This is a genomic window from Aestuariimicrobium soli (genome assembly GCF_051192575.1).
Classification (GTDB): domain Bacteria; phylum Actinomycetota; class Actinomycetes; order Propionibacteriales; family Propionibacteriaceae; genus Aestuariimicrobium; species Aestuariimicrobium soli.
On the sequence record NZ_JBPJSQ010000003.1, the window covers coordinates 226,340 to 249,562 of the forward strand.

Here is a 23,223-nt window from a genome sequence, read left to right on the forward strand (position 1 = left end):
GTCGGGTTCGTGGATGCCGCTGATCTCTCCTCCGACCTGACCGAGGTGCTGCACACCAGCGCCGACATCGACGCCCGCCTCGCCGAGGTGGCCGCGCAGATCGATGCCGACTACGCCGGCAAGGACCTGCTGCTGATCGGCGTGCTGAACGGCGCCGTGATGGTGATGAGCGACCTCAGCCGGGCACTGAAGAGCCACTGCACCATGGACTGGATGGCGATCTCGAGCTACGGTTCGGGCACCAAGAGCTCCGGGGTGGTGCGCATTCTGAAGGACCTCACCACCGACATCTCAGGCAAGCACGTGCTGATCGTCGAAGACATCGTCGACACCGGCCTGACCCTGAGCTACCTGGTGCAGAACCTGCAGAGCCGCGAACCCGCGAGCCTCGAGATCATGACCATGTTCCGCAAGCCCGAGGCGATCACCACCGACGTCGAGGTCAAGTACGTGGGCTTCGACATTCCCAACCAGTTCGTCGTCGGCTACGGCCTCGACTACGCGGGCCGCTATCGCAACCTGCGCGACGTGGGCATTCTCAGCCCCGCCGTCTACAGCTGAGCGACCCGCCCGCAGCCGAGTCGCCTCAGCTGACCAGGTTCGCCGCCACCGCCCCCAGGGCGGTCACCCCCATCACCAGGAGGGTGACCACCAGCAGCAGGGGGGTTCGTCCGCTCGGCAGGGTGGGCACGTCGCTGGTCGTCAGCGTGGTGTGGGCGCGGCGGTAGCGCTCGACCGACTGGTGCAGCACGACGACGCCGACCACCAGCGCGCACGCGCCGGCGGGCAACCCCCACCAACCGATGGCCGGCCAGGTGAGTCGCGGCATGGCCAGGCCGACGCCGATGATCGCGATCCCGAACCTGCGCCAGGCGAGCGCCGTCCGCTCGGGTTGCAGCCCCCGGTCCCAGGCCTCGGCCGAAGCCGACGGCTGTCCCGCGCCCATCTCCGGCCCCCGACTCAGGCCGCGACCACGGCGGCCAGCACCAGCAGCCCCGCGATCGCCAGGCCGACGGTCAGTACCAGTCCCATGGTCAGCGCCGGCAACGGACGATGGTCGCGCATGGCCGACTCGACCCGCATCCAGCTGAACCAGGCGTGCACGGGCACCGTGATGCCGAGCAGGATCAGCACTGCCGACGCCGCCAGCCGCAGCCCGTGGTGCAGCGTCAGCCCGAAGGCCTCCAGACCCACCCCGACCGAGATCAGCGCCAGGCCGGTGCTCATCCAGGCGAGGAAGGTGCGCTCGTTGGCCAGCGAGAAGCGGGGGTCGGGCTCCGATCCGTGGGCGTAGACCCGCGCGGGGAAGCGACGATCGCCTGAACCACGATTTGGGGAGCGTTCGGTCACAGGGTTCAACCTAGCGTCCCACCCTTCCGGTGGCCTCGCCCCGGCCTACCGTGGTCGCATGCTGCGCACCCTCGGTAGCTGGATTCGCTACCCGATCATCATCGCCCTGGTGATGCTCGCGGCCGCGATCCCGGCGTGGTGGAAGGCCAATCGCCACGACACCGGCACCCGCACGAGCGCCGACAACTTCGTGATCAACTCCTTCGTCGGCGACTACACCCCGGTGGTGCGCTCCGACGGCACCACCGACCTCGAGGTGCGAGAGGAGTTCGTCGTCACCTTCGCCAACGACGAGACCAACCACGGCATCGTCCGCTTCATCCCCACCGGGTACCAGGACCACACCACCCCGATCGGCACGGTCACCGTGACCGGACGAGTGACGACCACCCGACCCTACGAGCCGGACGACCCCCAGGTTGGCACCCCCGACTACCAGGTCAGCCGCGAGGACGGGGTCGTGGTGGTGCGCATCGGCAGCGCCACCCGGTATGCCGTCGCCGGCGAGCACCAGACCTACCAGCTGTCGTACACCATTCGCGACGTCGCCCTGAATGCCCCTGACCGGTCGCGCCAGCAGCTCTACGTCGACACCATCGGCACCCGCTGGCGGCAGCCCGTCGAGTCGCTCACCGCCCGCATCCACCTCGGTGGCGACCTGGCTGCGGCCACCGACGGTTCGCTCGCCTGCTACCGCGGAGCCGAGGGCAGCACCGACACCTGCGCCATCTCGCGCTCCGGCGACACGGTGACCGCCTCGACCAGCGACCTCGAGCCGGGCGAGCAGCTGACCTGGGCCGTGGGCTTCGCCAACGGCACCTTTGAGCGGGCCTACACGCCGTCGACCCAGGTCGATGCCCTCGGGCTGCTCGGCCGGTGGTGGGTGTGGTTGGTGCCGGCCGCCGGGCTGCTGGCCCTCGCCGTGCAGGAGGCCCGCCGCGCCTGGTTCCACCACGTCGGACGACCGAAGGTGATCGTCACCCAGGTCACCCCTCCCGAGGGCGTGCCGGTGTTCGCGTCGGCCGACATCATGGGCCGCGAGGCGCTCGGGCCCGCCGCCATGCTGATGGACCTGGTCGTCCGCAAGGTGTCGACCATCACCTCGGACGAACCGGCCGCCGCCCCCGACGCCGGCGCGGGTCACCCCACCGATCGGGAGCGGCTGTCGTGGTGGCAGCGCCGGAAGTTGCGGAAGTCCCTGGTGCTCGAGACGGGCGACCTCACGCAGGCCTTCCCCGATGAGTTGGAGCGCGCGGCCACGGCGGCACTGTTCGGGGGAACGGTGCCGGTGAACCGCGACGACGAGGCGTGGGAGCCTGCGGCCCAGGACGAGTACCGGGCCGGGATCGTCGTCGACCGCGGTTGGCGCGACTGGCCCCCGAACAGCCCGGCGCATTTCATGCCCGTGTTCGTGTGCCTGTACCTCACGGCCGGCATCACCGTCTTCGCCTCGGGGCTGCTGGGCACCCCGTTCTGGGTGTACGTCGCGCTCGCGGTGGTGGGGGTGGTGGCGCTGGTCGCGTCGATCTACCGCACCCCCTACAAGGGTCGGCTGACGGACGAGGGCCGTGCCGTGCGCGACCACCTGCTGGGGCTGCGGCAGTTCATGACGCTGGCCGAGACCGAGCGCATCCAGTGGTTGCAGAACGTCGTCGACGCGCCGCGCGAGAACGCGCAGGTCACGCTGTACGAACCGCTGCTGCCCTACGCGCTCATCTTCGGCATCGAGAAGACGTGGGCCCAGGTGATCGGCGAGCAGTTGCGGGCGGCGCCCGACCTGGCCGGCCCCGACGGGTCGTGGGCCGCCCAACTGGCGGGCTGGGGTGGGTCGTACTCCGACCTGACCTCGGCGATGACGTCGAGGCGCAGGCGTCATCACTACGTCGACAACGACGCCGGACGCGGTCTGTTCTCGAGCATGCACGAGCGGGCCGCGCAGTCGGCCAGTGACTTCGGTGAGGGCCTGTCGCAGTTCGCCAGCGACCTCAACGAGCTGAGTTCCTCCAGCAACGACGGCACCAGCTCCAGCTGGTCGTCCTCGTCGTCGAGGAGCTCGCGCGGTGGCGGCTCAAGCGGCGGCGGACGCTCCGGTGGTGGTGTCGGCGGTGGCGGCGGCGGGGGCTGGTGATCAGGAGTAACCTGAAACCAGATTCCACGTCCCCACACGTCAGTTCGCAGGAGGACCCATGCGCGTCATCGGTGCCGTGCTCGAGACCATCGGGGCCCCGGCCCCCTTCGCCGACTCCCAACCGCTGACGGTGGGGGAGCTCGACCTCGCCGATCCCGGACCCACCGAGGTGCTGGTCGAGATCGAGGCGGCCGGCCTGTGCCACTCCGACCTGTCGGTGGTCGACGGCAATCGTCCGCGGCCGGTGCCGATGCTGCTGGGCCACGAGGCGGCCGGAGTCGTCCGCGCGTTCGGCGACCAGGTGACCGACCTGCGTGAGGGGCAGCGGGTGGTGCTCACCTTCCTGCCCCGGTGCGGTGAGTGCGAGGCGTGCGCCACCGATGGGCTGCGGCCCTGCTCGGCCGGCAGTGCCACCAACAATGCGGGCGAACTGCTCGCCGGCGGGCGCCGATTGAGCCGCGACGGCGAGCCGGTGCACCACCATCTGGGGGCCTCGGCCTTCGCCACCCACGCGGTCATCGACCGCCGCTCCATCGTGCCGGTCGACGACGACGTGCCGCCCGAGGTGGCCGCCCTGCTGGGCTGCGCGGTGCTGACCGGCGGGGGAGCGGTGCTCAACGTCGGGCGCCCGGTGGCCGGCGACACCGTCGTGGTCGTCGGTCTGGGCGGGGTCGGCATGGCCGCGGTGCTCACGGCCAAGGCCATCGAGGGCGTGCGGGTGGTCGCCGTCGACCAGGTGCCCGAGAAGGTGGCGCTGGCCCGTGACCTGGGGGCGGACGAGGCCGGGTCGTCCGATGAGCTGGCAAGGGTCGATGGGGCGGGCATCAAGGGCCGCGTGGTCATCGAGGCTGCCGGCCACCCACGGGCCCTGGAGGCGGCGATCGCCATGACCGCTCCCGGCGGCATGACCATCACCGTGGGGCTGCCGCACCCCGATGCCCGGGCGTCGATCTCGCCGCTGGGATTCGTGGCCGAGGCGCGCAGTCTGGTCGGTAGTTACCTCGGCTCGGCGGTGCCCAGCCGCGACATTCCACGGTTTGCCGACCTGTGGCGCCAAGGTCGGCTGCCCGTCGAGAAACTGATCTCGGGGCACCTGCGCCTCGACGAACTCAACGCCGGGCTCGACCGGCTCGCGTCGGGGCAGGCGCTCCGGCAGATCATTCGTCCGTGACCCGCGCGGCCACCAGAGAGGTACTGACATGACGACGTTCGACGTGCTCGACCCGGCCACGCTCCAGGTGCTGCGGTCGCTGCCCGACCAGGGGGCGGACGACGCGACCCGCGCCGTCGACGCGGCCGCTGCCGCGCTGCCCGGCTGGCGCGAGACGGCACCCCGGGAACGTTCCGAGGTGCTGCGCCGCACCTTCGAGTTGATGCTGCGTGATCGCGACCGGTTGGCGGCGCTGATCTCGTCGGAGAACGGCAAGTCGACCGCCGATGCCACCGCCGAGGTCACCTACGCCGCGGAGTTCTTCCGCTGGTTCTCCGAGGAGGCGGTGCGCTCCGAGGGTGACTGGACGACGGCCCCCGCGGGCGGCACCCGCACCCTCGTGCGGCAGGTGCCGGTGGGGGTGGCGGCGCTGGTCACGCCGTGGAACTTCCCCGCGGCGATGGCCACCCGCAAGATCGCCCCGGCCCTGGCAGCGGGCTGCACCGTGGTGCTGAAGCCGGCGGCCGAGACCCCGTTGACGGCGCTGGCGGTGGCCGAGCTGCTGGCCGAGGCCGGGGTGCCCGAGGGCGTGGTCAACCTCGTCTGCACGACCGACGCCGAGACGGTGGTCGGCACCTGGCTGCGCGACCCGCGCGTGCGCAAGCTGTCGTTCACCGGGTCGACGGCGGTCGGTCGCCACCTGCTCGCGCAGGCCTCGGAGCGGGTGCTCAACTGCTCGATGGAACTGGGCGGGAACGCCCCGGTGGTGGTCTGCGCCGACGCCGATCTCGACCAGGCCGTCGAGGGCACCATGGTCGCCAAGTTCCGCGGCGGCGGCCAGGCCTGCACGGCCGCGAACCGGCTGTTCGTGCACGAGGCGGTCGCCGACGAGTTCGTGGCCCGCCTCGCCGAGCGGGTGTCGGCGCTGACGGTGGGGCCGGCGTCGTCCGGGTGTGCCATCGGGCCGGTGATCTCGGCGAAGGCCCGCGACACCATCACCGCCGTGGTCGACGAGGCCGTCGCCGCCGGCGCCGTCGTCGCCGGCGGGGCCGCCCTGCCCGAGGGCGAGGGGTGGTTCGTCCGCCCGATCGTGCTCGACCACGTGCCCGCCGACGCGCGGGTGGTCGCCGAGGAGGTCTTCGGCCCGATCGCGTCGGTGGTCAGGTGGTCGAACGAGGACGACCTGCTCACCCACGTCAACGGCACCGAACTGGGGCTGTCGGCCTACGTGTTCGCCGAGCTGGGGCACGCGTTGCACCTGGCCGAACGCATCGAGGCGGGCATGGTGGGCATCAACCGCGGCCTGGTCAGCGACCCGGCGGCACCGTTCGGCGGCATGAAGCAGTCGGGGTTGGGGCGCGAGGGCGCCCGCGAGGGGCTGCGCGAGTTCCAGGAGACGCAGTACTTCTCCATCGCCTGGTGACGCCTGAGTAACCCCCCCGAGTAAAACCCTCCGCGCAACACCCCAGGGGCCGCCGCACACCCCGCTGGTAGGCTCGGCCACGCTTCGGCACCGTCTCCCAGCCCCGTGACTCAAGGCAGGCAATGAAGAACCTCCAGAAGGCCTTCCGCGGTCCACTCGTGTGGATCCTGATCGCCGTCATGCTGATCGTGCTCGCGGTCAACCTGGCCACCCGCACCACCGGGGTCGAACAGATTCCCACGTCGCAGGCCGTCGCCATGATCAATGGCAAGGAGAAGCTGAAGGAAGTCGTTCTCACCGATGGCGAGCAGTCCATCGAGATCACGGGTGCCGACAACAAGCACTACCGCTCGGTGTGGGTGGGCAACCAGTCCGAGCAGTTGGTGGAGCGGCTCAACGCGCGCATCGCCGACAAGTCGCTCGAGAGCTGGCAGGGCAAGAACCCGCAGCCGAGCTTCTGGACGTCGCTGCTCTACAACTTCCTGCCGTTCCTGCTGCTCATCGTCGGCTTCTTCGTCGTGATGAACCTGGTGCAGGGCGCCGGCGGTGGCCGCGGCGTGATGGGCTTCGGCAAGTCGCGGGCCAAGGTCGCCACCAAGGACACCCCGCAGACCACGTTCTCTGACGTCGCCGGTTGTGAAGAGGCGATCGAGGAACTGCAGGAGATTCGCGACTTCCTCGCCGACCCGCCCAAGTTCCAGCGCGTCGGCGCCAAGATTCCCAAGGGTGTGCTGCTCTACGGCCCGCCCGGCACCGGCAAGACCCTGCTGGCCCGCGCCGTCGCCGGTGAGGCCGGCGTGCCCTTCTTCTCGATCTCGGGTTCCGACTTCGTCGAGATGTTCGTCGGTGTGGGCGCCAGCCGTGTGCGCGACCTGTTCGAGCAGGCCAAGGCCGCCGCCCCCGCCATCGTCTTCATCGACGAGATCGATGCCGTCGGACGACACCGCGGCGCCGGCACCGGTGGCGGGCACGACGAGCGCGAGCAGACCCTCAACCAGCTGCTCGTCGAGATGGACGGCTTCGACGTGCGCGGCGGCGTGATCCTGATCGCGGCCACCAACCGTCCCGATGTGCTCGACCCGGCCCTGCTTCGTCCGGGACGATTCGACCGCCAGATCGGCGTGGAGGCCCCCGACATGGCGGGCCGGGCGCAGATTCTCAAGGTGCACGCCAAGGGCAAGCCGATGGACGAGTCGGTCGACCTGGCCTCGGTCGCGCGGCGCACGCCCGGCTTCACCGGCGCCGACCTGGCCAATGTGCTCAACGAGGCGGCGCTGTTGACCGCGCGCCTCAACCTGCCGCTGATCGGCAACCGCGAGTTGGACGAGGCCATCGACCGCGTGCTGATGGGCCCGCAGAAGCGCACCCGCCTGATGAACGAGCACGAGCGGCTCGTCACCGCCTACCACGAGGGTGGGCACGCCCTGGTGGCCGCCGCGATGCCGGCGACCCGCAACAACGTGCAGAAGCTGACCATCCTGCCCCGCGGGCGCGCCCTCGGCTACGCCATGGTGATGCCCGACCAGGACAAGTACTCCCAGTCGCGCGGTGAACTGCTCGACCAGATGGCCTACATGATGGGTGGCCGCGCAGCCGAGGAACTGATCTTCGGCGACCCGACCACCGGCGCCGGCAACGACATCGAGAAGGCCACCAAGGTGGCCCGCGCGATGGTCACCCAGTACGGCTTCTCGAACTCGCTGGGGGCGATCACCCTGGGCGGAGGCGAGCAGGAACCCTTCCTGGGCATGGCCGGCACGGGCCGCACCGTCGACTACTCCGACGCCACCGCCCGCACCATCGACGAGGAGATGGCCGCCTTCCTCGAGGCCGCCCACCAGGAGGCCTTCGACGTGCTCAAGGAGAACCGCGACGTGCTCGACGTGCTGGTGCGCGAGGTCTTCGAGAAGGAGACCCTGCAGAAGGCCGAGGTGGAGCGCATCTTCGCCGACCTCAAGCGTCGCCCCGAGCGTGAGAACTGGACCGGATCGTCCCTGCGGGTGCCGTCGGAGATTCCGCCGATCGACCCGCCGAAGTCGGCCGAGCTCGCCGCCGGCCCCACCGACGAGGTGCCGCCGGGCGGCATCCAGCTGCCCCCGGGGCAGCCGGGCTCGTCCGACCTGCCCCCGGGAGCCTCGGGTGACGGTCACGGCGGCTGGGAGGCGCCCGGCTGGGAGGGTCCGCAGGGGCCCACCCCGACGCGCTGAGGCGTGATGGCCGAGATCGACCAGGCCCGCATCGAGGCGGCCGTCCGCGAGATCCTGCTCGCCGTCGGGGAGGACCCCGACCGCGAGGGTCTGCGCGAGACGCCCGCCCGGGTGGGCCGCGCCTACGCCGAGATCTTCGCCGGTCTGCACGCCGACCCCGCCGAGTTGTTGGCCACCACCTTCGACGTCGACCACGACGAGATGGTGATGGTGCGCGACATCGAGGTGTGGAGCGTCTGCGAACACCACCTGCTGCCCTTCACGGGCGTGGCCCACGTGGCCTACCTGCCTGCGGGCAACGGCCGGGTGACCGGCTTGAGCAAGCTGGCGCGGCTGGTCGACCTGTTCGCCAAGCGACCCCAGGTGCAGGAACGGCTGACGGCGCAGATCGCCGATGCGCTGGTGACGCACCTGCACGTCAACGGCGCGCTGGTGGTGGTCGAGGCCGAGCACCAGTGCATGACGATGCGCGGGGTGCGCAAGCCCGGCGCGCGCACCATCACCTCGGCCGTGCGCGGGCGCATGCGCGAGGCCGCCACCCGCGCCGAGGCGATGGCGCTGATCAACTCCGTGCGGCGATGACGCGCACCCTGGTGATGGGGATTCTGAACGTCACCCCCGACAGTTTTTCCGATGGCGGACGATGGGCCGCTCCCGCCGCCGCCCTCGACCACGCCCGGGCCATGCTTGATGACGGCGCCGACCTGATCGACATCGGCGGAGAGTCGACCCGACCCGGCTCGACCCGACCCGAGGTCGCCGAGGAACTGCGCCGGGTGATCCCGGTCGTCGAGGCGGTGGCCGCGCTGGGCGTCACGGTGTCGGTCGACACCATGCGTGCCGAGGTCGCCCGGGCGGCGGTCGAGGCGGGTGCCGGCATCGTCAACGACGTCTCGGGCGGGCTGGCCGATCCGCAGATGCTGGCCACCGTCGCCGCCCTGCAGCACACGCACCCGGGGGTCGACTACGTGGCGATGCACTGGCGCGCCCACGGTTCGGTGATGAATGACGAGGCCCACTACGACGACGTAGTCGCCGACGTCACCCGCGAGCTGCTGGCCCGCCGCGACGCCGCCGTGGCCGCCGGCATCGACCCGGCGCGCATCGTGCTCGACCCGGGCTACGGCTTCTCGAAGAACTCAGACCAGAACTGGACCCTGCTCGCGGCGAACGCCTCGTTCCTCACCCACGGCCACCGCGTGCTCGTCGGGGTCAGCCGCAAGCGGTTCCTCGGGGAGTTGCTGGCCACCGACGCGGGCCCTCGTCCGCCCGACCAGCGCGACGCCGCCACCGCCGCCCTCACCGCCTTGTGCGCCGCCCAGGGGGTGTGGGCCGTGCGCACCCACGAGGTGCGGGCCCAGCGCGATGCCGTCGAGGTGGCCGCGCGGCTGGCCGCCGGGGGCGTCACGGGCGTCCGGTAGTGTCGCCAGCGCACGTCAACGAGAGCGCACGTCAACGAGATGGGGAGGGGTGAGGGCATGGGTGAGCCGGTGACCATTCGGCTCGACGGTGTCTCGGGGCTGGGCCGGCACGGCTGGTTCGACTTCGAACGCCGCGAACCGCAGGTGTTCATCGCCGATGCCCTGCTACGGGTCGACTGTGACACCGACTCGGACGACTTGGCTGGCACCGTCGACTACGGTGAGGTTGCCACTCGTCTGCAGCGCCATCTCAGCGGCGAGCCGGTGAACCTGATCGAGACCCTCGCCGCCCGCATCGCCGCCGACCTCGTCACCCTGCCCCGGGTGCGTGAGGCCGAGGTGACCGTGCACAAGCCCCACGCCCCCTTATCGACCCCGTTCACCGATGTCGCGGTGACCGTCACGAGGAGTAGCCATGGTGATTGACGTCGACACGCTGGGAAACCTGCGTCCCATCTCGAAGGTGGTCTTCAGTCTCGGGTCGAACGTGGGCGACAGCCTCGAGATCCTACAGTCGGCCATCAACGAACTGGCCACCACCCCCGACCTGATCCCGGTCGACATCAGCTCCGTCTACCGCACCGTTCCGGTGGGCGAGGTGATCGACCAGGACGACTTCTACAACCTGGTGCTGGTCGCCGAGTCGACGCTCGAACCGATGACCCTGCTGGAGCGGGCCGAGGCCCTCGAGAGCGCCTTCGGTCGCGTGCGCGACGTGCCCGGCGGACCCCGCACCCTCGACATCGACCTGGTCATGGTCGGCAAGCGTGAACGCATCGACGATCGCCTGACCCTGCCCCACCCGCGCGCCCACGAGCGTGCGTTCGTGCTGGTGCCCTGGCTCGAGGCCGACCCGCTGGCCGAACTGGCGGGCCACGGTGCGGTCGCCGACCTGGTTGCCGGGCTCGACACCTCGGTCGTCAGCAAGATCGACGAGCGCGTCGACCTGCCGTGACCCGCGTCTTCGACGACGAACCGGACGAGCGCCCGTCCCCCGACGAGGACGCTCCCGGCGACGGCGACCAGCACTCGCCCGGTCTCGGGCCCACCACCTGGTTCCAGTTCGCGGTGGCGGTGCTGGTGGGCGGTGTGGTCGGTTGGTTCGTGGTCGAGACCATGACCTCGTTGCACCAGGTGGTGCCGGTGACGCCCTGGGTGATGTCGGTGCTGATGGCGGCGTTGGGCGTGCTGGTCGGGTTCTATGCCCGCCGGCGGGCCCGCGCCCACATGGATGCCCACCCCGACCGCGCGGCCTCGATGGGGGTCTTCCTGCTCGCGCTCGGCAAGACCATGATCTTCACCGGTGCGCTGCTGGCCGGCGGTCACCTGGTCTACGCCCTGCTCAATCTGGGTCATTGGGCGATCCCGATGCCCCGGCAGCGGGTGATCTTCGGTTCGGTGGCCGTGGTGGCCTCGCTGGTGCTCGCGGCCGGCGGGTGGTTGGCCGAGCGGGCCGCTCGTGCCAGCTGAGAGCTTCTGGGGTTCTCGAGATTCCCCGGCTTGTCCGTACGGGTTTTGTCGCACTGCGGCCGTATCATGTGACCCGTGAGTGCCAAGCATCAAGCCAACATGTCGAGGGAGCGCAAGTCCGCTCTCGCCGTGCTGATCGCCGCGAGCGTCGTCGCCGTGGCGTGTGCCTTCGGGCCCATCTGGATCGTCCGTCTCGGACTGGTGCTTGCCGTGCTCGGTGCCGTCGGGTCGGTCTGGTTCGCCTTCCGTGAGTTGGCCCGCATGGACGTGGTGCACCGCACCGAGTTGAAGGCCGAGCGGCTCGCCCGCACCACCGCCGACCGCGCCCACCACGCCGAGTCGATGGAACTCATCAACACCTTCAAGACCCGATACCTCGCCCACGCCACCCAGGTCGACGACCTGCGCGGCACCATGGCCGGGCTGCAGCAGGAACTGTCGACGGTGCGCGGCAACCTCGTCTCGGCCCGCGCCGAGGCCATTGCCAAGGCTCAGACCATCGCCGACCTGCAGGCCTCGCTGGCCGAGCGGGAGGCCGTGCTGGTCGAACTGCAGCAGCGCCTCGAGCACGCCGAGGCCCTGGCCGCCGACGAGTCCGAGGTCGTCACCCTGCCCAGCCGCGGCATCGCCCGCAAGACGCTGGCCGAGAAGCTGCCCACGGCCGCCGAGCTGTGGACCAACGGTGAGCACCCGACCAGCGTCGACTTCGATGCGCTCGACGTCGCACTGCTCGCCAGCGGTCGGGTGGCAGGCGGTCGCGCCGCGCGTCGCGAGGCCATCTGAGCTGTCAGAGCCTGAGCGGCCTCACTTGTCGAGGTCGCCGATCGTCCAGCCCAGGCCGGCGACCACGATGCCGACCTGATCGAGGCGGCACCCCACCAGCAGTGCGTGCAGCACGTTCACGTTGGCGAACGTCGGCGTGCGCAGCGCCAGCCGCCACGGGGTGGTGCCGCCGCGCGAGACCAGGTGGAACCCGGCGATGCCCTGCGGGGCCTCGATCTCGGTCCACGCCTCGGCGTCGGGCAGCTTGATGATCTTCGACAGGGGCACGTTGACCGGGCCGGTGGTCGTCCGTGCCTCGTCGGCCGACCGACGTACCTGCGCGGACGACTGCCCCAGTTCGCGCACCCACTCGTCGAAGCGGGCGGTGGTGGTTCCGGTGCCGCCGTTGCCCAGCGCCGATCGGGCCGCGGGGCCGGTCACGCCGTAGCCGGCGGCCACCTCGCGAGTGAGGGTGCCGACCGCGGTGTCGGCCCGCCACTGTTCGTCGCCGACGGCCTCGGCCAGGGCGCGCGTGGTCTCGTCCACCAGAACCAGCCAGGCGTCGAGGCGGTCGAACCAGCCCTCGGGGGCGTCGGTCGCCAGGCCCCCCAGGCGGTTGAGCATCGGGTGCAGCCGATTGCCCGTCCAGGCCAGCATCAGGGTGCGGGTCTCGTCGCGGGCGCGGCGCACGAGTGAGGCGAGGTCGTCGCGTCGCTGGTGGAATGGCACGAAGGTGCAGAACCCCAGATGGGAATGAATGCGGGCGACCTCGGCCAGCAGTGTGCGCAGCACCGTCGCCCGGGCGGGGGGAGCGAGTCCGAGCAGGTTCTCGCAGGCCAGTGCCACCCCCAGTTCGCCGAAGAATGGCGCCTGCCAATCGTGGCGATCGGCCAGCATCAGCACCTGTCGGTAGTCGCGCACCTCGAAGAGCTTTTCAGCGCCGCGGTGGAGAAATCCCGGCTGGATGTCGACCTGGGTGATGAGCCCTTGGTGGTCGAGTTCGACCGCGATGCGCACCAGGCCGGCCCGGGTGGGATGTTCGGGTCCCAGATCTGTCACCACCCGATCGGGATCGGGTCCGCCGGCCTGGGCGAGAGAGCCGAGTTCGAGGTACACCATGGGGGCAGTCTGTCACTGGCAGTGGGGTGTCCGCCCGCCGCCGGGTGGGGCACCATGGACGATCATCGTCCATGCCATGGACAAATCACCCACGTTCGTCTGCGTGGCTTGCCTGAATATTTCATGACAAGAACTTGAATGGTGGGCACTTTATTTGCAAGAGTTGTCGTGCCAACCGGCACAGCTGACCCCCAATGAGAGGAACCTCTATGGCCCAGAGAGTCCACGTGGTGCTCGAGGATGACATCGACGGCACTCCCGCCGAAGAGACGATCTCCTTCGTGTTCGACGGAACGTCCTACGAGATCGACCTCAACCAGGCGAATGCCAAGAAGTTCCGCGATGCCGTGGCGCCGTGGGTTTCGCACGCTCGCAAGAAGGCCCGTGTTGCCGGCGGACGGACCCGTGGCCCTCGCCGCGGCGCCGGCTCGACCAGCGAGGTCCGCGAGTGGGCCCGCAGCCAGGGCATGAAGGTCTCCGACCGCGGCCGCGTGCCCGCCGAGGTCAAGGAAGCCTACGACCGGGCCCACTGATCGCCCAGTCCCCACCATCGTCCGGCTCGGACATCGTCCCCGAAACCCCTCGCCGCCCTGCGGTGAGGGGTTTCGTCGTGTCTGGCACACTGTTGTGCTCTCAGCAGATGAGGGAAGCTGGGGACTGACAGGGGCGCTCACTACACTGGATCCACTGGTGGATTCACCAACGAAGGAGATTCATGTTCGAGCGATTCACTGACCGGGCACGGCGCGTGATCGTGCTGGCGCAGGACGAAGCCAAGTTGCTCAACCACAACTACATCGGCACCGAGCACATCCTGCTCGGCCTCATCCATGAGGGCGACGGGGTGGCTGCCAAGGCGCTCGACCAGATGGACATCTCGCTCGAGGCCGTGCGCGAGCAGGTCGAAGAGATGATCGGCCCGGGGCAGACCGCGCCCTCGGCCCACATTCCGTTCACCCCCCGCGCCAAGAAGGTGCTGGAGCTGTCGCTGCGCGAGGCGCTGCAGATGAACCACTCCTACATCGGCACCGAGCACATCCTGCTCGGGCTGGTGCGCGAGGGTGAGGGCGTGGCGGCGCAGGTGCTGATCAAGCTCGGCGCCGAGCAGAACCGCGTGCGCAACACCGTGCTGCAGCTGCTGTCTGGCTACCAGGGCAAGGAGGCCGCGACCTCGGGTGCGCCCGAGACCGGGCCGTCGCCGACGTCGGGCACCGTGCTCGATCAGTTCGGCCGAAACCTCACCCAGGCGGCGCGCGAGAGCAAGCTCGACCCGGTGATCGGGCGCGAGAAGGAGATCGAGCGCGTGATGACCGTGCTCAGCCGTCGCACCAAGAACAACCCGGTGCTGATCGGTGAGCCCGGTGTCGGCAAGACCGCCGTCGTCGAAGGGCTGAGCCAGGCCATCGTCCGGGGCGACGTGCCCGAGACGCTGCGCGACAAGCAGATCTACACCCTCGACTTGGGTGCGCTCGTGGCCGGTTCCCGCTACCGCGGTGATTTCGAGGAGCGCCTGAAGAAGGTGCTGAAGGAGATCAAGACCCGCGGCGACATCATGCTGTTCATCGACGAGATCCACACCCTGGTGGGTGCGGGTGCGGCCGAGGGCGCGATCGACGCGGCGAGCATCCTGAAGCCGATGCTGGCCCGTGGCGAGCTGCAGACCATCGGCGCGACCACGCTCGACGAGTACCGCAAGAACATCGAGAAGGATGCGGCGCTCGAGCGTCGTTTCCAGCCGATCCAGGTGGCCGAGCCGTCGATCGCGATGACGATCGACATTCTCAAGGGTCTGCGTGACCGCTACGAGGCGCACCACCGCATCACCATCACCGACGAGGCCCTGTCGGCGGCCGCCAACCTGGCCGACCGCTACATCCAGGACCGCTTCCTGCCCGACAAGGCGATCGACCTGATCGACGAGGCCGGTGCCCGACTGCGCATCAAGCGCATGACTGCTCCGCCCGACCTGCGCGAGTTCGACGACAAGATCGCCGCCGTGCGCCTCGAGAAGGAGGCCGCGATCGACGCGCAGGACTTCGAGCGGGCCGCCGGGCTGCGTGACGACGAGCAGAAGCTCGCCAAGCAGCGCGAGAAGGCCGAGGAGGAATGGCGCGCCGGTGACGACTCGGTTCCGGCCGAGGTGGGTGAGGAAGAGATCGCCGAGGTGCTCTCGTCCGCGACCGGTATTCCGGTGTTCAAGCTCACCGAGGAGGAGTCGGCTCGCCTGCTCCACATGGAGGAGGAACTGGGCAAGCGCTACATCGGTCAGCACGATGCCGTGAAGGCGCTCTCGCGTTCCATTCGGCGCACGCGTGCGGGTCTGAAGGATCCGAAGCGTCCGTCGGGCTCGTTCATCTTCGCCGGCCCCTCGGGTGTCGGAAAGACCGAGCTGACCAAGGCGCTCACCGAGTTCCTGTTCGGTGACGAGGACGCGCTGATCACCCTCGACATGTCGGAGTACTCCGAGAAGCACACCGCTTCGCGGATGTTCGGTTCGCCTCCCGGCTATGTGGGCTACGAAGAGGGTGGGCAGCTCACCGAGAAGGTGCGCCGCAAGCCGTTCTCGGTGGTGCTGTTCGACGAGATCGAGAAGGCCCACCCCGACATCTTCAACTCGCTGCTGCAGATTCTCGACGAGGGTCGCCTCACCGATGCGCAGGGACGAGTGGTCGACTTCAAGAACACCGTCATCGTCATGACGACGAACCTGGGTACCCGCGACATCTCGAAGGCCGTGAACCTGGGCTTCTCGGGTCGCGGTGACACGGAGTCGAGCTACGAGAAGATGAAGGCCAAGGTGGCCGATGAGCTCAAGCAGCACTTCCGCCCCGAGTTCCTCAACCGTGTCGACGAGATCGTCGTCTTCCACCAGCTCTCGCAGGAAGACATCGAGCGGATCGTTGACCTGATGGTGGCCCAGATCGAGGGTCGCCTGAAGGACAAGGACATGGGCATCGAGCTCACGCCCGCCGCCAAGACCCTGATCGCCAAGCGCGGTTTCGACCCCGTGATGGGTGCGCGTCCGCTGCGTCGTGCTCTGCAGCGCGATGTCGAAGACGTGCTGGCCGAGAAGATCCTGTTCGGCGAGCTGAAGTCGGGCGAGGTCGTCGTGGTCGACGTGGCCCCCGAGGGCGACGAACTGCCGTTCTCGTTCACGGGCAACCCGAAGGCCGAGGTGCCTGACACCGCCGAGTTGGCGATGGACGGCCAGGCCTGATCGTCGCCTGAGACGTCACGAACGAAGGGCGCGACTCCCACGGGGGTCGCGCCCTTCGGCGTCTCCGGGCACGCCTTCTCCGAACACGCCTTCTCCGAACACCAGGGCCTCGCCGTCGCGCAGGGCGAAGTACGGCTGGCCCACGGCGTCGAACCGGCGGGCCACCTCGCCGAGCAACTCGGTCTCGGGGTGGTCGGGTGAGTCGAGATGGGGCACGATCGGGCGGTCGAGCACGCCCAGCCCGTCGAAGCGCACCTCGCCGTACTCGGCGACGCACGGTTCCACCGGGTCGCAGTGCTCGAACCCGCGCAGACTGGGGGCCAGCACGCACGGGCCGGCGCTGAAGCCGGCGTAGACGAACCGGTCGTCGGCCAACGCGTCGACGACCCAGCGGTCGAATCCCGAGCGCGCCATCGCCATCCGCAGCGTGAACACGTTGCCGCCGCGCACCCACACGAAGTCGGGCTCGCCGACCGCCTGGTCGATGGTCGAGGGGTCGTGCCGGCGCAGGTCGAGCACCTCGGCCTCGAGCCCGAGGGCGGCCAGGGCCCGTCGCTGCAGTCCCGCGTCGTCGCGTCGGCGGTGCTCGTCCTGACCGTCGAGAGCGTTCTGCACGAGCCACCCCCGCCGCTCGCCCGTGACCAGCCCCGCGAAGAGGTGGGCGGGTCGTCCGAGCTGGTAGCTGGAGAGGTACAGACGCATGGGGTCACCCTGTCACGGCGGAGGGGAGTCCGCCCGACGATTTCCACGTGGAACGGCGTTCCGTGTGGATAGGCTGAGGAAATGTTGCTGGCCTCGTTGCGCACCGCCCTGCACGCCTACCTGACGGCGCTCGACGAGGGCCGCGCCAGCGCCGAGCTCGATGCCGCCGCCCAGCGGTTGGTGCCCCTGAACCTGTTCACGGTCGACGAGGCCGGACGAGCCGCCGCCCTCGATGCCTGCGCCACCCTCGAGGCCGCTGCCGCGGAACCCGCCGCGGACGACCTCGCCGGGGACGGGCTCGCGCTCGTCCAGCGGCCGCTGACCGGGGAACTCACCGCCCACTCCCCGGCGGTCTCGTGGAGTGCCGACGGCGGGCTGCGCACCGACTGGCTGACCTTCGCCGGTGGCGGCACCGATCGACCCGAACTGGCGCCGGTGCTGGCCGGTCGGTGGCGAGTGGGGTCGTTGCAACGGTCGGGTGAGTGGGTGGTCGAGGTCACCGATCTGGACGATGTGTCGGCCGCGGCTGAACGGGTCGGGCGCGAGCACGCGATTCATCCCACCGCCGCCGTCGACCGCGAGGGTCGGCTGCACGTCGTCACTCAGGAGAACCACGACGGTCACTGGGTGCTGGTGCACCACGTGCGAGCCGGCGGGCCCGGTTCGGGCTGGAGCGAGCCGCTGTCGCTCACGCTGACGACCGAGAACTCCTGGGACCCCTGCCTGGTTGCCGATGACTCCGGGCTGTGGCTGGTCTGGGTGGCCGCCGTGTCCGAGGCCGGCGGGCGGCGGTTCGTGCCCCTGGTTCGCCGGTTCGAGTCCGGGGGGTCGCGGGGCGGGCGGTGGCTGCCGGCCGAGCGGGTCCCACTGCCAACCGACGGTCCTGGCGAAAGCGGCACGGGACAGGCGCTGCACCCCAGCGCCTGCGTCGATGCCAGCGGCCGGTTGTGGATCGTCTGCGACCTGATCGACCACGCCGGGCTGGGGCTGAGTGGCCCGACCGCCTCGACCCCCACCGAACGGCTGCGCGGCTCGGGCGTGCACCTGCCCAGCCGTGGCTACTCCATCAGCACCCGCATCGCCGTCGTCGCCCGCGCGGACGACGGCTCGGGGTGGGGGGCGCCCGCCGGAGTCCCGGTCGTCGAGCAGGCCGCGGCCACCCATCCGCGGCTGGCGTGCACTCCAGACGGCGGTCTGGTGCTCGTGCACCGCACCATGCGGCAACTGCCGCTGCGCAACTTCGTCACCCACCTGGTGGTGCGCACCCTCGGGGTCGACGGGTGGTCGGGGCCCTCGCTCGTGCCCCACTCCGGGGCCGGCGACGAGGGCTTCGCCGTCGCCTCGACACCCGGCGGGGTGGCCATCGTGCACGCGGACGAGCGCTACCGCGATCGCCTGCTGACCATGTTCGAGCGTCCGGACGAGCCGAGCACCAGCCGCGACCGGACCGCCCTGCCCAGCCTCGACCGGATGGGCACCGGTGGTCACCGCGGCACCGGGGCGATGCTGCTCACCGAGGTGAGGCCGGTCGCCGAGCCCGAGGCGGTGCTCGTCCCGCTGCCGGCAGCCCCCGCAGCCGGACAGGGTGGGCGAGGGCCAAGTGGTCAGGGGCTTGGGTCGTCCGTGCCCCCAACCGACGGCATCGGAACCGACGGCATCGTCTGGGGCGACCTGCATCGGCACTCGAACATCTCGCGGTGTGCCGCGGGGCTCGACATCTCGACCGCCGATCATCATCGGTTGGCGCAGGACGTGCTGGGTCTGGACTTCTGGGCGCTCACCGATCATTCCGAGAACACCTCCGACGCGTCGTGGCACCAGCTGCAGACGCTGGCGAACGCGCATCTGCGGCCGGGGCATCACGTTCCGCTGCTGGCCTACGAGTGGACGTCGTTCACCGCAGGGCACGTGAACGTCGTCTTCGATGCCGACAGCGCGCCGCTGCTGGCGTCGTCCGACCCCAGGACTGACACCCCTCCGCGGCTGTGGGAGACGCTCGAGCGTGAGGTGGAGGGCACGGTGCTGACCATTCCGCACCACCCGGCGGCGCTGCCGTACTCGACCGACTGGACCTATCACCACGATCGTTTCGTGCGGCTCGTCGAGGTGTTCCAGTCGGCCACGGGGTCGTATGAGTCGGACTGGTGCCCGCGGCAGCACCACGATGCGGTGGCGCCCCGGTCGACGGTCGCCGACGGGCTGGCGGCGGGGCGCAGGCTGGGGTTCATCGCCAGCAATGACCACCGCAACGGGGCTGCCTACCTCGGGGTGCGCACCGATGAGCTGACGCGGGGTGGGGTGATGCGGGCCCTTGACGATCGGCGCTGCTTCGCTGCCACCCGCCGCGGCATCGTGCCGACGCTCGAGGTTGATCAGGGGGTGGTGAGGTTCGGGGGCGATGGGGCCGGGGTCGAGTTGGCCGCGGTCGAACTCATCAGCGATGTCGGCGGATCGGGCGGCGCGATCGTCGCCAGTTCTCGCGATGGTGGTGCCGGTGTGCCCGTCGACGTGCGCCTGTGGTCGGCCCAGGACGGTCCGCGGTTGTGGTCGGGATCGCTCACCGTCGAGGCGCCGGGACGGGTCGTGCCGGCGGGCCACTGGCCGGTGGTGGTCGCGAGCGTGGACGACCACCGGGTGGTCTGGGAGGCCGCCCTGCCCGATCCCTATGCCGGGGTGTGGGGGGCGCCTGGGGTGATCGTGCTCGGGGCGACCATCGAAGGGCCCGACGAGACCGAGGTCACGGTCGAGGCGGCCGGTCGACGGGTGGTGTTCCGGCTGGGTGACCTGCGTGGTGCCGATGCCGGGGTGCTGACCGACGGACGAGACGCCGGCGAGCTGGCGGTACGGCGTGGGTCGGGTGGTCTGGATGGGCTCGGGGCGAGCACGTGGGCCTCGTCCGTTCCGGTGCCGGCGCGTTCGGGCTGCTGGTACTACACGCGAGTGACAAGGGTGGATGGAGAGATGGCATGGTCGAGTCCGGTCTGGCTCGAATGAAGGGCGTGTGGGCGGCGCTGCCGATCCCGTGGCAGGGGGAGCACGTCGACCAGGCGATGGTGCGGGAGCTCGTCCACCGGTATGCCGACGCGGGGTTGCACGGTGCCTACACCGCCGGTACCGACGGGGAACTGCACGTGCTCGATGATCGGGCCTTCGACGAGTTGACCGAGGCGCTGGCCGCGGCGAGTGCCGAGACCGGGTTGGCGGTGCAGGCGGGGTGCACGGCCTCGCACACGTCGGCGGTGGTGCGGCGGGCCAGGTTCGCGTCCGATGCCGGCATTCGGGTGGTGCAGGTGGCGTTGCCCGGGTGGATTCCGCTGTCGGACGACGAGGTGGTCGACTTCTTCGGCGGTCTCGCCCAGGAGGTGCCCGAGGTCGGGGTGGTGCACTACAACATCGCCACGTCGGGGCGGTTCCTGCTCGGCGCCCAGTACCGGCGGCTGGTCGAGGCGTGCCCCACGTTGGTCGGCACCAAGACGACCGGGGGCGACGTCTCGCAGCTGATCGACATCGTCGACGGCGCTCCCGATCTCGCGCACTTCGTGGTCGACCACCAGATCGTGCCCGGGGCGCAGTTCGGGGCGGTCGGGTTCTACAGCTTCCACGCCAACCTGGTGCCCCGGGTGTCGCTGGCGCTGTGGGAGGCGTGCGAGCGACGCGACTGGGACGAGGCGGTGCGGTTGCGTCTCGCCATGGAGGTGTTCCTGCGGGAGTGGCGGGCGGCTCGTCCGAAAGTGTCGTCGCCGGCGTTGGCGAAGATCGCCACGTCGGCGGGGTTGCTGCCCGGGTTCCCGTTGGGGGTCAGAGCGCCGTACCGATCGGGGTCGGACGAGGATGTCGCCGCCCTGGTGGAGCTGGTGGGGAAGCACTTCGGCGGCTGAGTGGCCGGTGCCGGTCGGTGGTCGGGGTCAGCGCATGACCTTGCCGATGACGGGCTTCAGGACGCGCTGCAGGGGGCCGATCAGGCACAGCGTCAGCATGCCGAGGTAGCCCAGCGGGGTGGTGACGATGATCACCCAGGCGAGCACCAACAGCAGTGCCGAGGCTGCGGTGGCTGCCAGACGACCCACTTGTTGGGGGTTGCTGGTCTCGACTTCGGGGTGGCGCATGGTCTCGATCTCGATCCAGGCGAGGGCGATCACGATGAGCAGCAGGTCGCCGACGTAGATGGCGGCCTGCAGGGGTGAGTTCTCGAAGGCGATGCTGACGGTGCTCGTGACGGGCAGGATCACGATCGCGAACAGCCACAGGAAGTTGGCGACCAGCATGCGGCCCTCGAAGCGGCGCACCAGCTTCATGGCCGAGTGGTGCATCGACCAGTAGACCGCGACCAAGGCGAACGACATCACGAACGCGAAGATGCGCGGCCACTGGCCTTGGAGCCAGGCGACCAGGTCGGTCTCTTCCGGGTCGGCGACGGCCTCCATCAGGGGGAGCACCAGCAGGGTGAGAGCGATGGCAACGGCGGCGTCGGTGAAGGCGATCAGGCGGTCGGCCTGGGGGTCGCGCTCGAAGGGCTCAGTGTCGGTGTCGGACTGCTGGGGCATGTTCCTCCGATGGCTCGTTGACGGCCCGGGCGACCGCTTGTTCAGGCTAAGGCACCGGGGGCGTAGTCCCTCAGGCGAGGAGCAGGAAGGACTGGGTTCCGTACATCACCTGGCGCTTGGTACCCCAACTGCCCATGCGGTTGGCGTAGACATACACGACGCCCGCGCTCGACCTGCCGATCAGGTCGGGTCGGCCGTCGCCGGTGACATCACCAGGAGAGAATGCCTGCGTGAAGGTACCCCAGCCGTAGCCAACCTGCCGACGGGTGCCTAGCGTGCCCGAGGTTGTGCCGGCGTACACCCACAGCTGGCCTGCCATGTCGATTCCGAGCACGTCAGAGCGGCCGTCGCCAGTGAAGTCGCCGACGCTCAGGAACTGACGGATGGTGTTCCACCCGTATCCGATCTTGGTCTTGTTGCTGAGGGCGCCATTCGAGAACGTGTAGCGGTACAGGTAACCGGTGCTCGTCTCTCGCGCGAGCAGGTACTGCGTTGAACCACCTGCCAGGTTCCCTGCGGGAATGATCTGGTCCATGATTCCCCACCCGTTGCCGATCTGGCGAGAACCAGTGATCGTGCCGTTGGCACCCGCCGTGTACACCCACAGGGTGTTGTCGGCTCGCTTGCGGGCCAGCAGGTCTGACCAGCCGTCCCCGTTCATGTCGGCGACCTGAGTGAGGTAACTGATGGTCTGCCAGCCGGTGCCCCGCTGGCCGACGAGGCTGAACGATCCACTGGTGCTGCCCCGGTAGAGCAACAGGTTTCCGGCGGAGTCCGCACCATAGACGTCTGCGATTCCGTCGCCGGTGTGGTCGCCGAGAGCGCGGCGAGTCGGAGTGGTGGGGGCGGCGGTGACCGTTTGGACGAACCGTCCGCTGAACACGGTATTGAAGGAGTTGGTGTCGTCACCCTGGAAGCTGAGGGAGAAGGTGCCGGCCTTGGCGTAGACCAGTCCTGACGAGGTGCGGGTCACCCCCGCTGGCAGAGTCAGCGTGGTGTTGCTGCCGTCGCGCTTCCGGCTGACCAGTGGGTAGGCCTTCCCCGTCGTCCAGGCCGGCAGCGTGACCGTTTGGTTGTAGGCGGACACGAGAACCTCGCGGGGAAGCCAGCTCAACTGATGCAGGCTGCCGATGCTGTTGTTGTCGAGGTAGATCTCCTCAATCTGGGCGAGGTTAGTGGGCAGCGAGAAGCTCGTCAGCTCATTATCAGAGACGTCGATCATGCGCAGGCTCGTGAGCGTACTGGGCACGGTCACGCTTGTGAGGGCGTTGCTCCACAGATCGAGGGTCCGCAGGCGCGTCCACTGCTGAGGCAAAGTCAGGGCGCCCGACAGTGCGCCGAAGGCAAGGTCAAGTTCCTCGATGTTGGTGGCGTACTGCAGGCCGGTGATGGAGCGGAACTCTCCCCAGCAACTCAGGGTGGTGATAGACCGCATGGCGACATCGGTGATCGCCGCGTCTTCGGGGTTGCCCAACTCGGCATTGATGCAAGCGCGCAACTCGACGTCGGGAACGTTGACAGTGACCGCGGCGGCGGGCAGGGGTTGGGCGATCATGCCGAGGGCGAGGGCCGCAGCGGTGACGAGGCCGGCAAGGGTGCGCTTCATCGGGGTCCGTTTCTGGTGGTGACTCATGAAGGTGGTGCGCGAGTCACTGTAGGGGCACGCTTGGGCGGTTGGGAATAGGGGGCAAGGTAATTGTGGGAAGTGTTTGTCGAGCGCCTGGACGGGG

At 69.7% G+C, this 23,223-nt stretch carries 21 protein-coding genes; 15 read left to right on the plus strand and 6 right to left on the minus strand.

The features are described from left to right. Nucleotides 1-9: 9 nt before the first annotated feature. The gene (gene hpt, locus ACSDQ9_RS04810) at nt 10-561 is read left to right on the plus strand and encodes a hypoxanthine phosphoribosyltransferase (protein WP_435144301.1); all 552 of its coding nucleotides are present in this window, start codon (nt 10-12) and stop codon (nt 559-561) included. 25 nt (nt 562-586) lie between these two features. Here the strand turns inward: hpt and ACSDQ9_RS04815 are convergent, their stop codons facing one another. After that, nucleotides 587-946: a DUF202 domain-containing protein gene (locus ACSDQ9_RS04815; RefSeq protein WP_435144303.1), complete on the minus strand. Its 360-nt coding sequence runs from the start codon at nt 944-946 to the stop codon at nt 587-589. Nucleotides 947-960: 14 nt separating this feature from the next. Beyond that, entirely contained in the window at nt 961-1,350 is a 390-nt protein-coding gene (locus ACSDQ9_RS04820) for a YidH family protein (protein WP_435144305.1), read from the minus strand. Between the two features lie 58 nt (nt 1,351-1,408). Between ACSDQ9_RS04820 and ACSDQ9_RS04825 the strand changes: the two genes are divergently transcribed. The 10 genes from ACSDQ9_RS04825 (at nt 1,409) to ACSDQ9_RS04870 (ending at nt 11,932) form a co-directional block, all read left to right on the plus strand. Further along, nucleotides 1,409-3,478 carry a DUF2207 domain-containing protein gene (locus ACSDQ9_RS04825; RefSeq protein ID WP_435144306.1) on the plus strand — a complete coding sequence of 690 codons (2,070 nt, stop codon included), beginning with the start codon at nt 1,409-1,411 and terminating at the stop codon, nt 3,476-3,478. 58 nt (nt 3,479-3,536) lie between these two features. Then, entirely contained in the window at nt 3,537-4,649 is a 1,113-nt protein-coding gene (locus tag ACSDQ9_RS04830; RefSeq protein WP_435144309.1) for an alcohol dehydrogenase catalytic domain-containing protein, read from the plus strand. A 28-nt stretch (nt 4,650-4,677) separates the two neighbouring features. Next, nucleotides 4,678-6,051: an NAD-dependent succinate-semialdehyde dehydrogenase gene (locus ACSDQ9_RS04835; protein WP_435144311.1), complete on the plus strand. Its 1,374-nt coding sequence runs from the start codon at nt 4,678-4,680 to the stop codon at nt 6,049-6,051. A 122-nt stretch (nt 6,052-6,173) separates the two neighbouring features. After that, complete coding sequence (gene ftsH, locus ACSDQ9_RS04840; RefSeq protein WP_435144313.1) at nt 6,174-8,258, plus strand: ATP-dependent zinc metalloprotease FtsH; 2,085 nt, start codon at nt 6,174-6,176, stop codon at nt 8,256-8,258. Between the two features lie 6 nt (nt 8,259-8,264). After that, nucleotides 8,265-8,840: a GTP cyclohydrolase I FolE gene (folE, locus tag ACSDQ9_RS04845; RefSeq protein ID WP_435144933.1), complete on the plus strand. Its 576-nt coding sequence runs from the start codon at nt 8,265-8,267 to the stop codon at nt 8,838-8,840. Beyond that, the gene (gene folP, locus ACSDQ9_RS04850) at nt 8,837-9,679 is read left to right on the plus strand and encodes a dihydropteroate synthase (RefSeq protein WP_435144315.1); all 843 of its coding nucleotides are present in this window, start codon (nt 8,837-8,839) and stop codon (nt 9,677-9,679) included. Before folE ends, folP begins: the two co-directional genes overlap by 4 nt. 57 nt (nt 9,680-9,736) lie before the next feature. After that, entirely contained in the window at nt 9,737-10,105 is a 369-nt protein-coding gene (gene folB / locus ACSDQ9_RS04855) for a dihydroneopterin aldolase (RefSeq protein ID WP_435144317.1), read from the plus strand. Next, on the plus strand, nt 10,095-10,634 hold the full coding sequence (folK, locus tag ACSDQ9_RS04860; protein WP_435144319.1) for a 2-amino-4-hydroxy-6-hydroxymethyldihydropteridine diphosphokinase: 540 nt from the start codon (nt 10,095-10,097) through the stop codon (nt 10,632-10,634). Before folB ends, folK begins: the two co-directional genes overlap by 11 nt. Then, on the plus strand, nt 10,631-11,149 hold the full coding sequence (locus ACSDQ9_RS04865; RefSeq protein WP_435144321.1) for a DUF3180 domain-containing protein: 519 nt from the start codon (nt 10,631-10,633) through the stop codon (nt 11,147-11,149). The genes folK and ACSDQ9_RS04865 overlap by 4 nt, the downstream gene beginning before the upstream one ends. A 75-nt stretch (nt 11,150-11,224) precedes the next feature. Further along, entirely contained in the window at nt 11,225-11,932 is a 708-nt protein-coding gene (locus tag ACSDQ9_RS04870; protein WP_435144323.1) for a hypothetical protein, read from the plus strand. A 21-nt stretch (nt 11,933-11,953) separates the two neighbouring features. Here the strand turns inward: ACSDQ9_RS04870 and ACSDQ9_RS04875 are convergent, their stop codons facing one another. Beyond that, a complete protein-coding gene (locus ACSDQ9_RS04875) occupies nt 11,954-13,030 on the minus strand; it encodes an NADH-quinone oxidoreductase subunit D-related protein (protein WP_435144326.1) in 1,077 nt (358 codons plus the stop codon). A gap of 209 nt (nt 13,031-13,239) precedes the next feature. Here ACSDQ9_RS04875 and ACSDQ9_RS04880 point away from each other — a divergent pair, with 209 nt between their 5' ends. After that, nucleotides 13,240-13,563 carry a histone-like nucleoid-structuring protein Lsr2 gene (locus ACSDQ9_RS04880; RefSeq protein WP_435144329.1) on the plus strand — a complete coding sequence of 108 codons (324 nt, stop codon included), beginning with the start codon at nt 13,240-13,242 and terminating at the stop codon, nt 13,561-13,563. A 182-nt stretch (nt 13,564-13,745) separates the two neighbouring features. Next, on the plus strand, nt 13,746-16,247 hold the full coding sequence (locus tag ACSDQ9_RS04885) for an ATP-dependent Clp protease ATP-binding subunit (protein WP_435144332.1): 2,502 nt from the start codon (nt 13,746-13,748) through the stop codon (nt 16,245-16,247). A 15-nt stretch (nt 16,248-16,262) separates the two neighbouring features. On the opposite strand, the gene ACSDQ9_RS04890 is transcribed toward ACSDQ9_RS04885, so the two are convergent. After that, on the minus strand, nt 16,263-16,949 hold the full coding sequence (locus ACSDQ9_RS04890) for a Type 1 glutamine amidotransferase-like domain-containing protein (RefSeq protein WP_435144334.1): 687 nt from the start codon (nt 16,947-16,949) through the stop codon (nt 16,263-16,265). An 81-nt stretch (nt 16,950-17,030) separates the two neighbouring features. On the opposite strand from ACSDQ9_RS04890, the gene ACSDQ9_RS04895 reads away from it, so the two are divergent. Beyond that, nucleotides 17,031-19,943 carry a DUF3604 domain-containing protein gene (locus tag ACSDQ9_RS04895; protein ID WP_435144337.1) on the plus strand — a complete coding sequence of 971 codons (2,913 nt, stop codon included), beginning with the start codon at nt 17,031-17,033 and terminating at the stop codon, nt 19,941-19,943. Next, the gene (locus tag ACSDQ9_RS04900; protein ID WP_435144340.1) at nt 19,916-20,827 is read left to right on the plus strand and encodes a dihydrodipicolinate synthase family protein; all 912 of its coding nucleotides are present in this window, start codon (nt 19,916-19,918) and stop codon (nt 20,825-20,827) included. Before ACSDQ9_RS04895 ends, ACSDQ9_RS04900 begins: the two co-directional genes overlap by 28 nt. Before the next feature lie 27 nt (nt 20,828-20,854). On the opposite strand, the gene ACSDQ9_RS04905 is transcribed toward ACSDQ9_RS04900, so the two are convergent. Then, the gene (locus ACSDQ9_RS04905) at nt 20,855-21,493 is read right to left on the minus strand and encodes a TMEM175 family protein (RefSeq protein ID WP_435144343.1); all 639 of its coding nucleotides are present in this window, start codon (nt 21,491-21,493) and stop codon (nt 20,855-20,857) included. A 70-nt stretch (nt 21,494-21,563) separates the two neighbouring features. Beyond that, entirely contained in the window at nt 21,564-23,099 is a 1,536-nt protein-coding gene (locus tag ACSDQ9_RS04910) for an FG-GAP-like repeat-containing protein (protein ID WP_435144345.1), read from the minus strand. Between the last annotated feature and the right edge of the window lie 124 nt (nt 23,100-23,223).

Excerpts from the sequence above, each read along its gene's own strand:
- folB (WP_435144317.1), top strand. The coding sequence starts at position 9,737 with ATGGGTGAGCCGGTGACCATTCGGCTCGACGGTGTCTCGGGGCTGGGC.
- ACSDQ9_RS04830 (WP_435144309.1), top strand. The coding sequence starts at position 3,537 with ATGCGCGTCATCGGTGCCGTGCTCGAGACCATCGGGGCCCCGGCCCCC.
- ACSDQ9_RS04900 (WP_435144340.1), top strand. The coding sequence starts at position 19,916 with ATGGTCGAGTCCGGTCTGGCTCGAATGAAGGGCGTGTGGGCGGCGCTG.
- ACSDQ9_RS04875 (WP_435144326.1), bottom strand. The coding sequence starts at position 13,030 with ATGGTGTACCTCGAACTCGGCTCTCTCGCCCAGGCCGGCGGACCCGAT.
- ACSDQ9_RS04815 (WP_435144303.1), bottom strand. The coding sequence starts at position 946 with ATGGGCGCGGGACAGCCGTCGGCTTCGGCCGAGGCCTGGGACCGGGGG.
- folK (WP_435144319.1), top strand. The coding sequence starts at position 10,095 with ATGGTGATTGACGTCGACACGCTGGGAAACCTGCGTCCCATCTCGAAG.
- ACSDQ9_RS04835 (WP_435144311.1), top strand. The coding sequence starts at position 4,678 with ATGACGACGTTCGACGTGCTCGACCCGGCCACGCTCCAGGTGCTGCGG.
- ACSDQ9_RS04885 (WP_435144332.1), top strand. The coding sequence starts at position 13,746 with ATGTTCGAGCGATTCACTGACCGGGCACGGCGCGTGATCGTGCTGGCG.
- ACSDQ9_RS04890 (WP_435144334.1), bottom strand. The coding sequence starts at position 16,949 with ATGCGTCTGTACCTCTCCAGCTACCAGCTCGGACGACCCGCCCACCTC.
- ACSDQ9_RS04880 (WP_435144329.1), top strand. The coding sequence starts at position 13,240 with ATGGCCCAGAGAGTCCACGTGGTGCTCGAGGATGACATCGACGGCACT.
- ACSDQ9_RS04910 (WP_435144345.1), bottom strand. The coding sequence starts at position 23,099 with ATGAAGCGCACCCTTGCCGGCCTCGTCACCGCTGCGGCCCTCGCCCTC.
- ftsH (WP_435144313.1), top strand. The coding sequence starts at position 6,174 with ATGAAGAACCTCCAGAAGGCCTTCCGCGGTCCACTCGTGTGGATCCTG.
- ACSDQ9_RS04905 (WP_435144343.1), bottom strand. The coding sequence starts at position 21,493 with ATGCCCCAGCAGTCCGACACCGACACTGAGCCCTTCGAGCGCGACCCC.
- ACSDQ9_RS04895 (WP_435144337.1), top strand. The coding sequence starts at position 17,031 with ATGTTGCTGGCCTCGTTGCGCACCGCCCTGCACGCCTACCTGACGGCG.
- folP (WP_435144315.1), top strand. The coding sequence starts at position 8,837 with ATGACGCGCACCCTGGTGATGGGGATTCTGAACGTCACCCCCGACAGT.
- ACSDQ9_RS04825 (WP_435144306.1), top strand. The coding sequence starts at position 1,409 with ATGCTGCGCACCCTCGGTAGCTGGATTCGCTACCCGATCATCATCGCC.
- folE (WP_435144933.1), top strand. The coding sequence starts at position 8,265 with ATGGCCGAGATCGACCAGGCCCGCATCGAGGCGGCCGTCCGCGAGATC.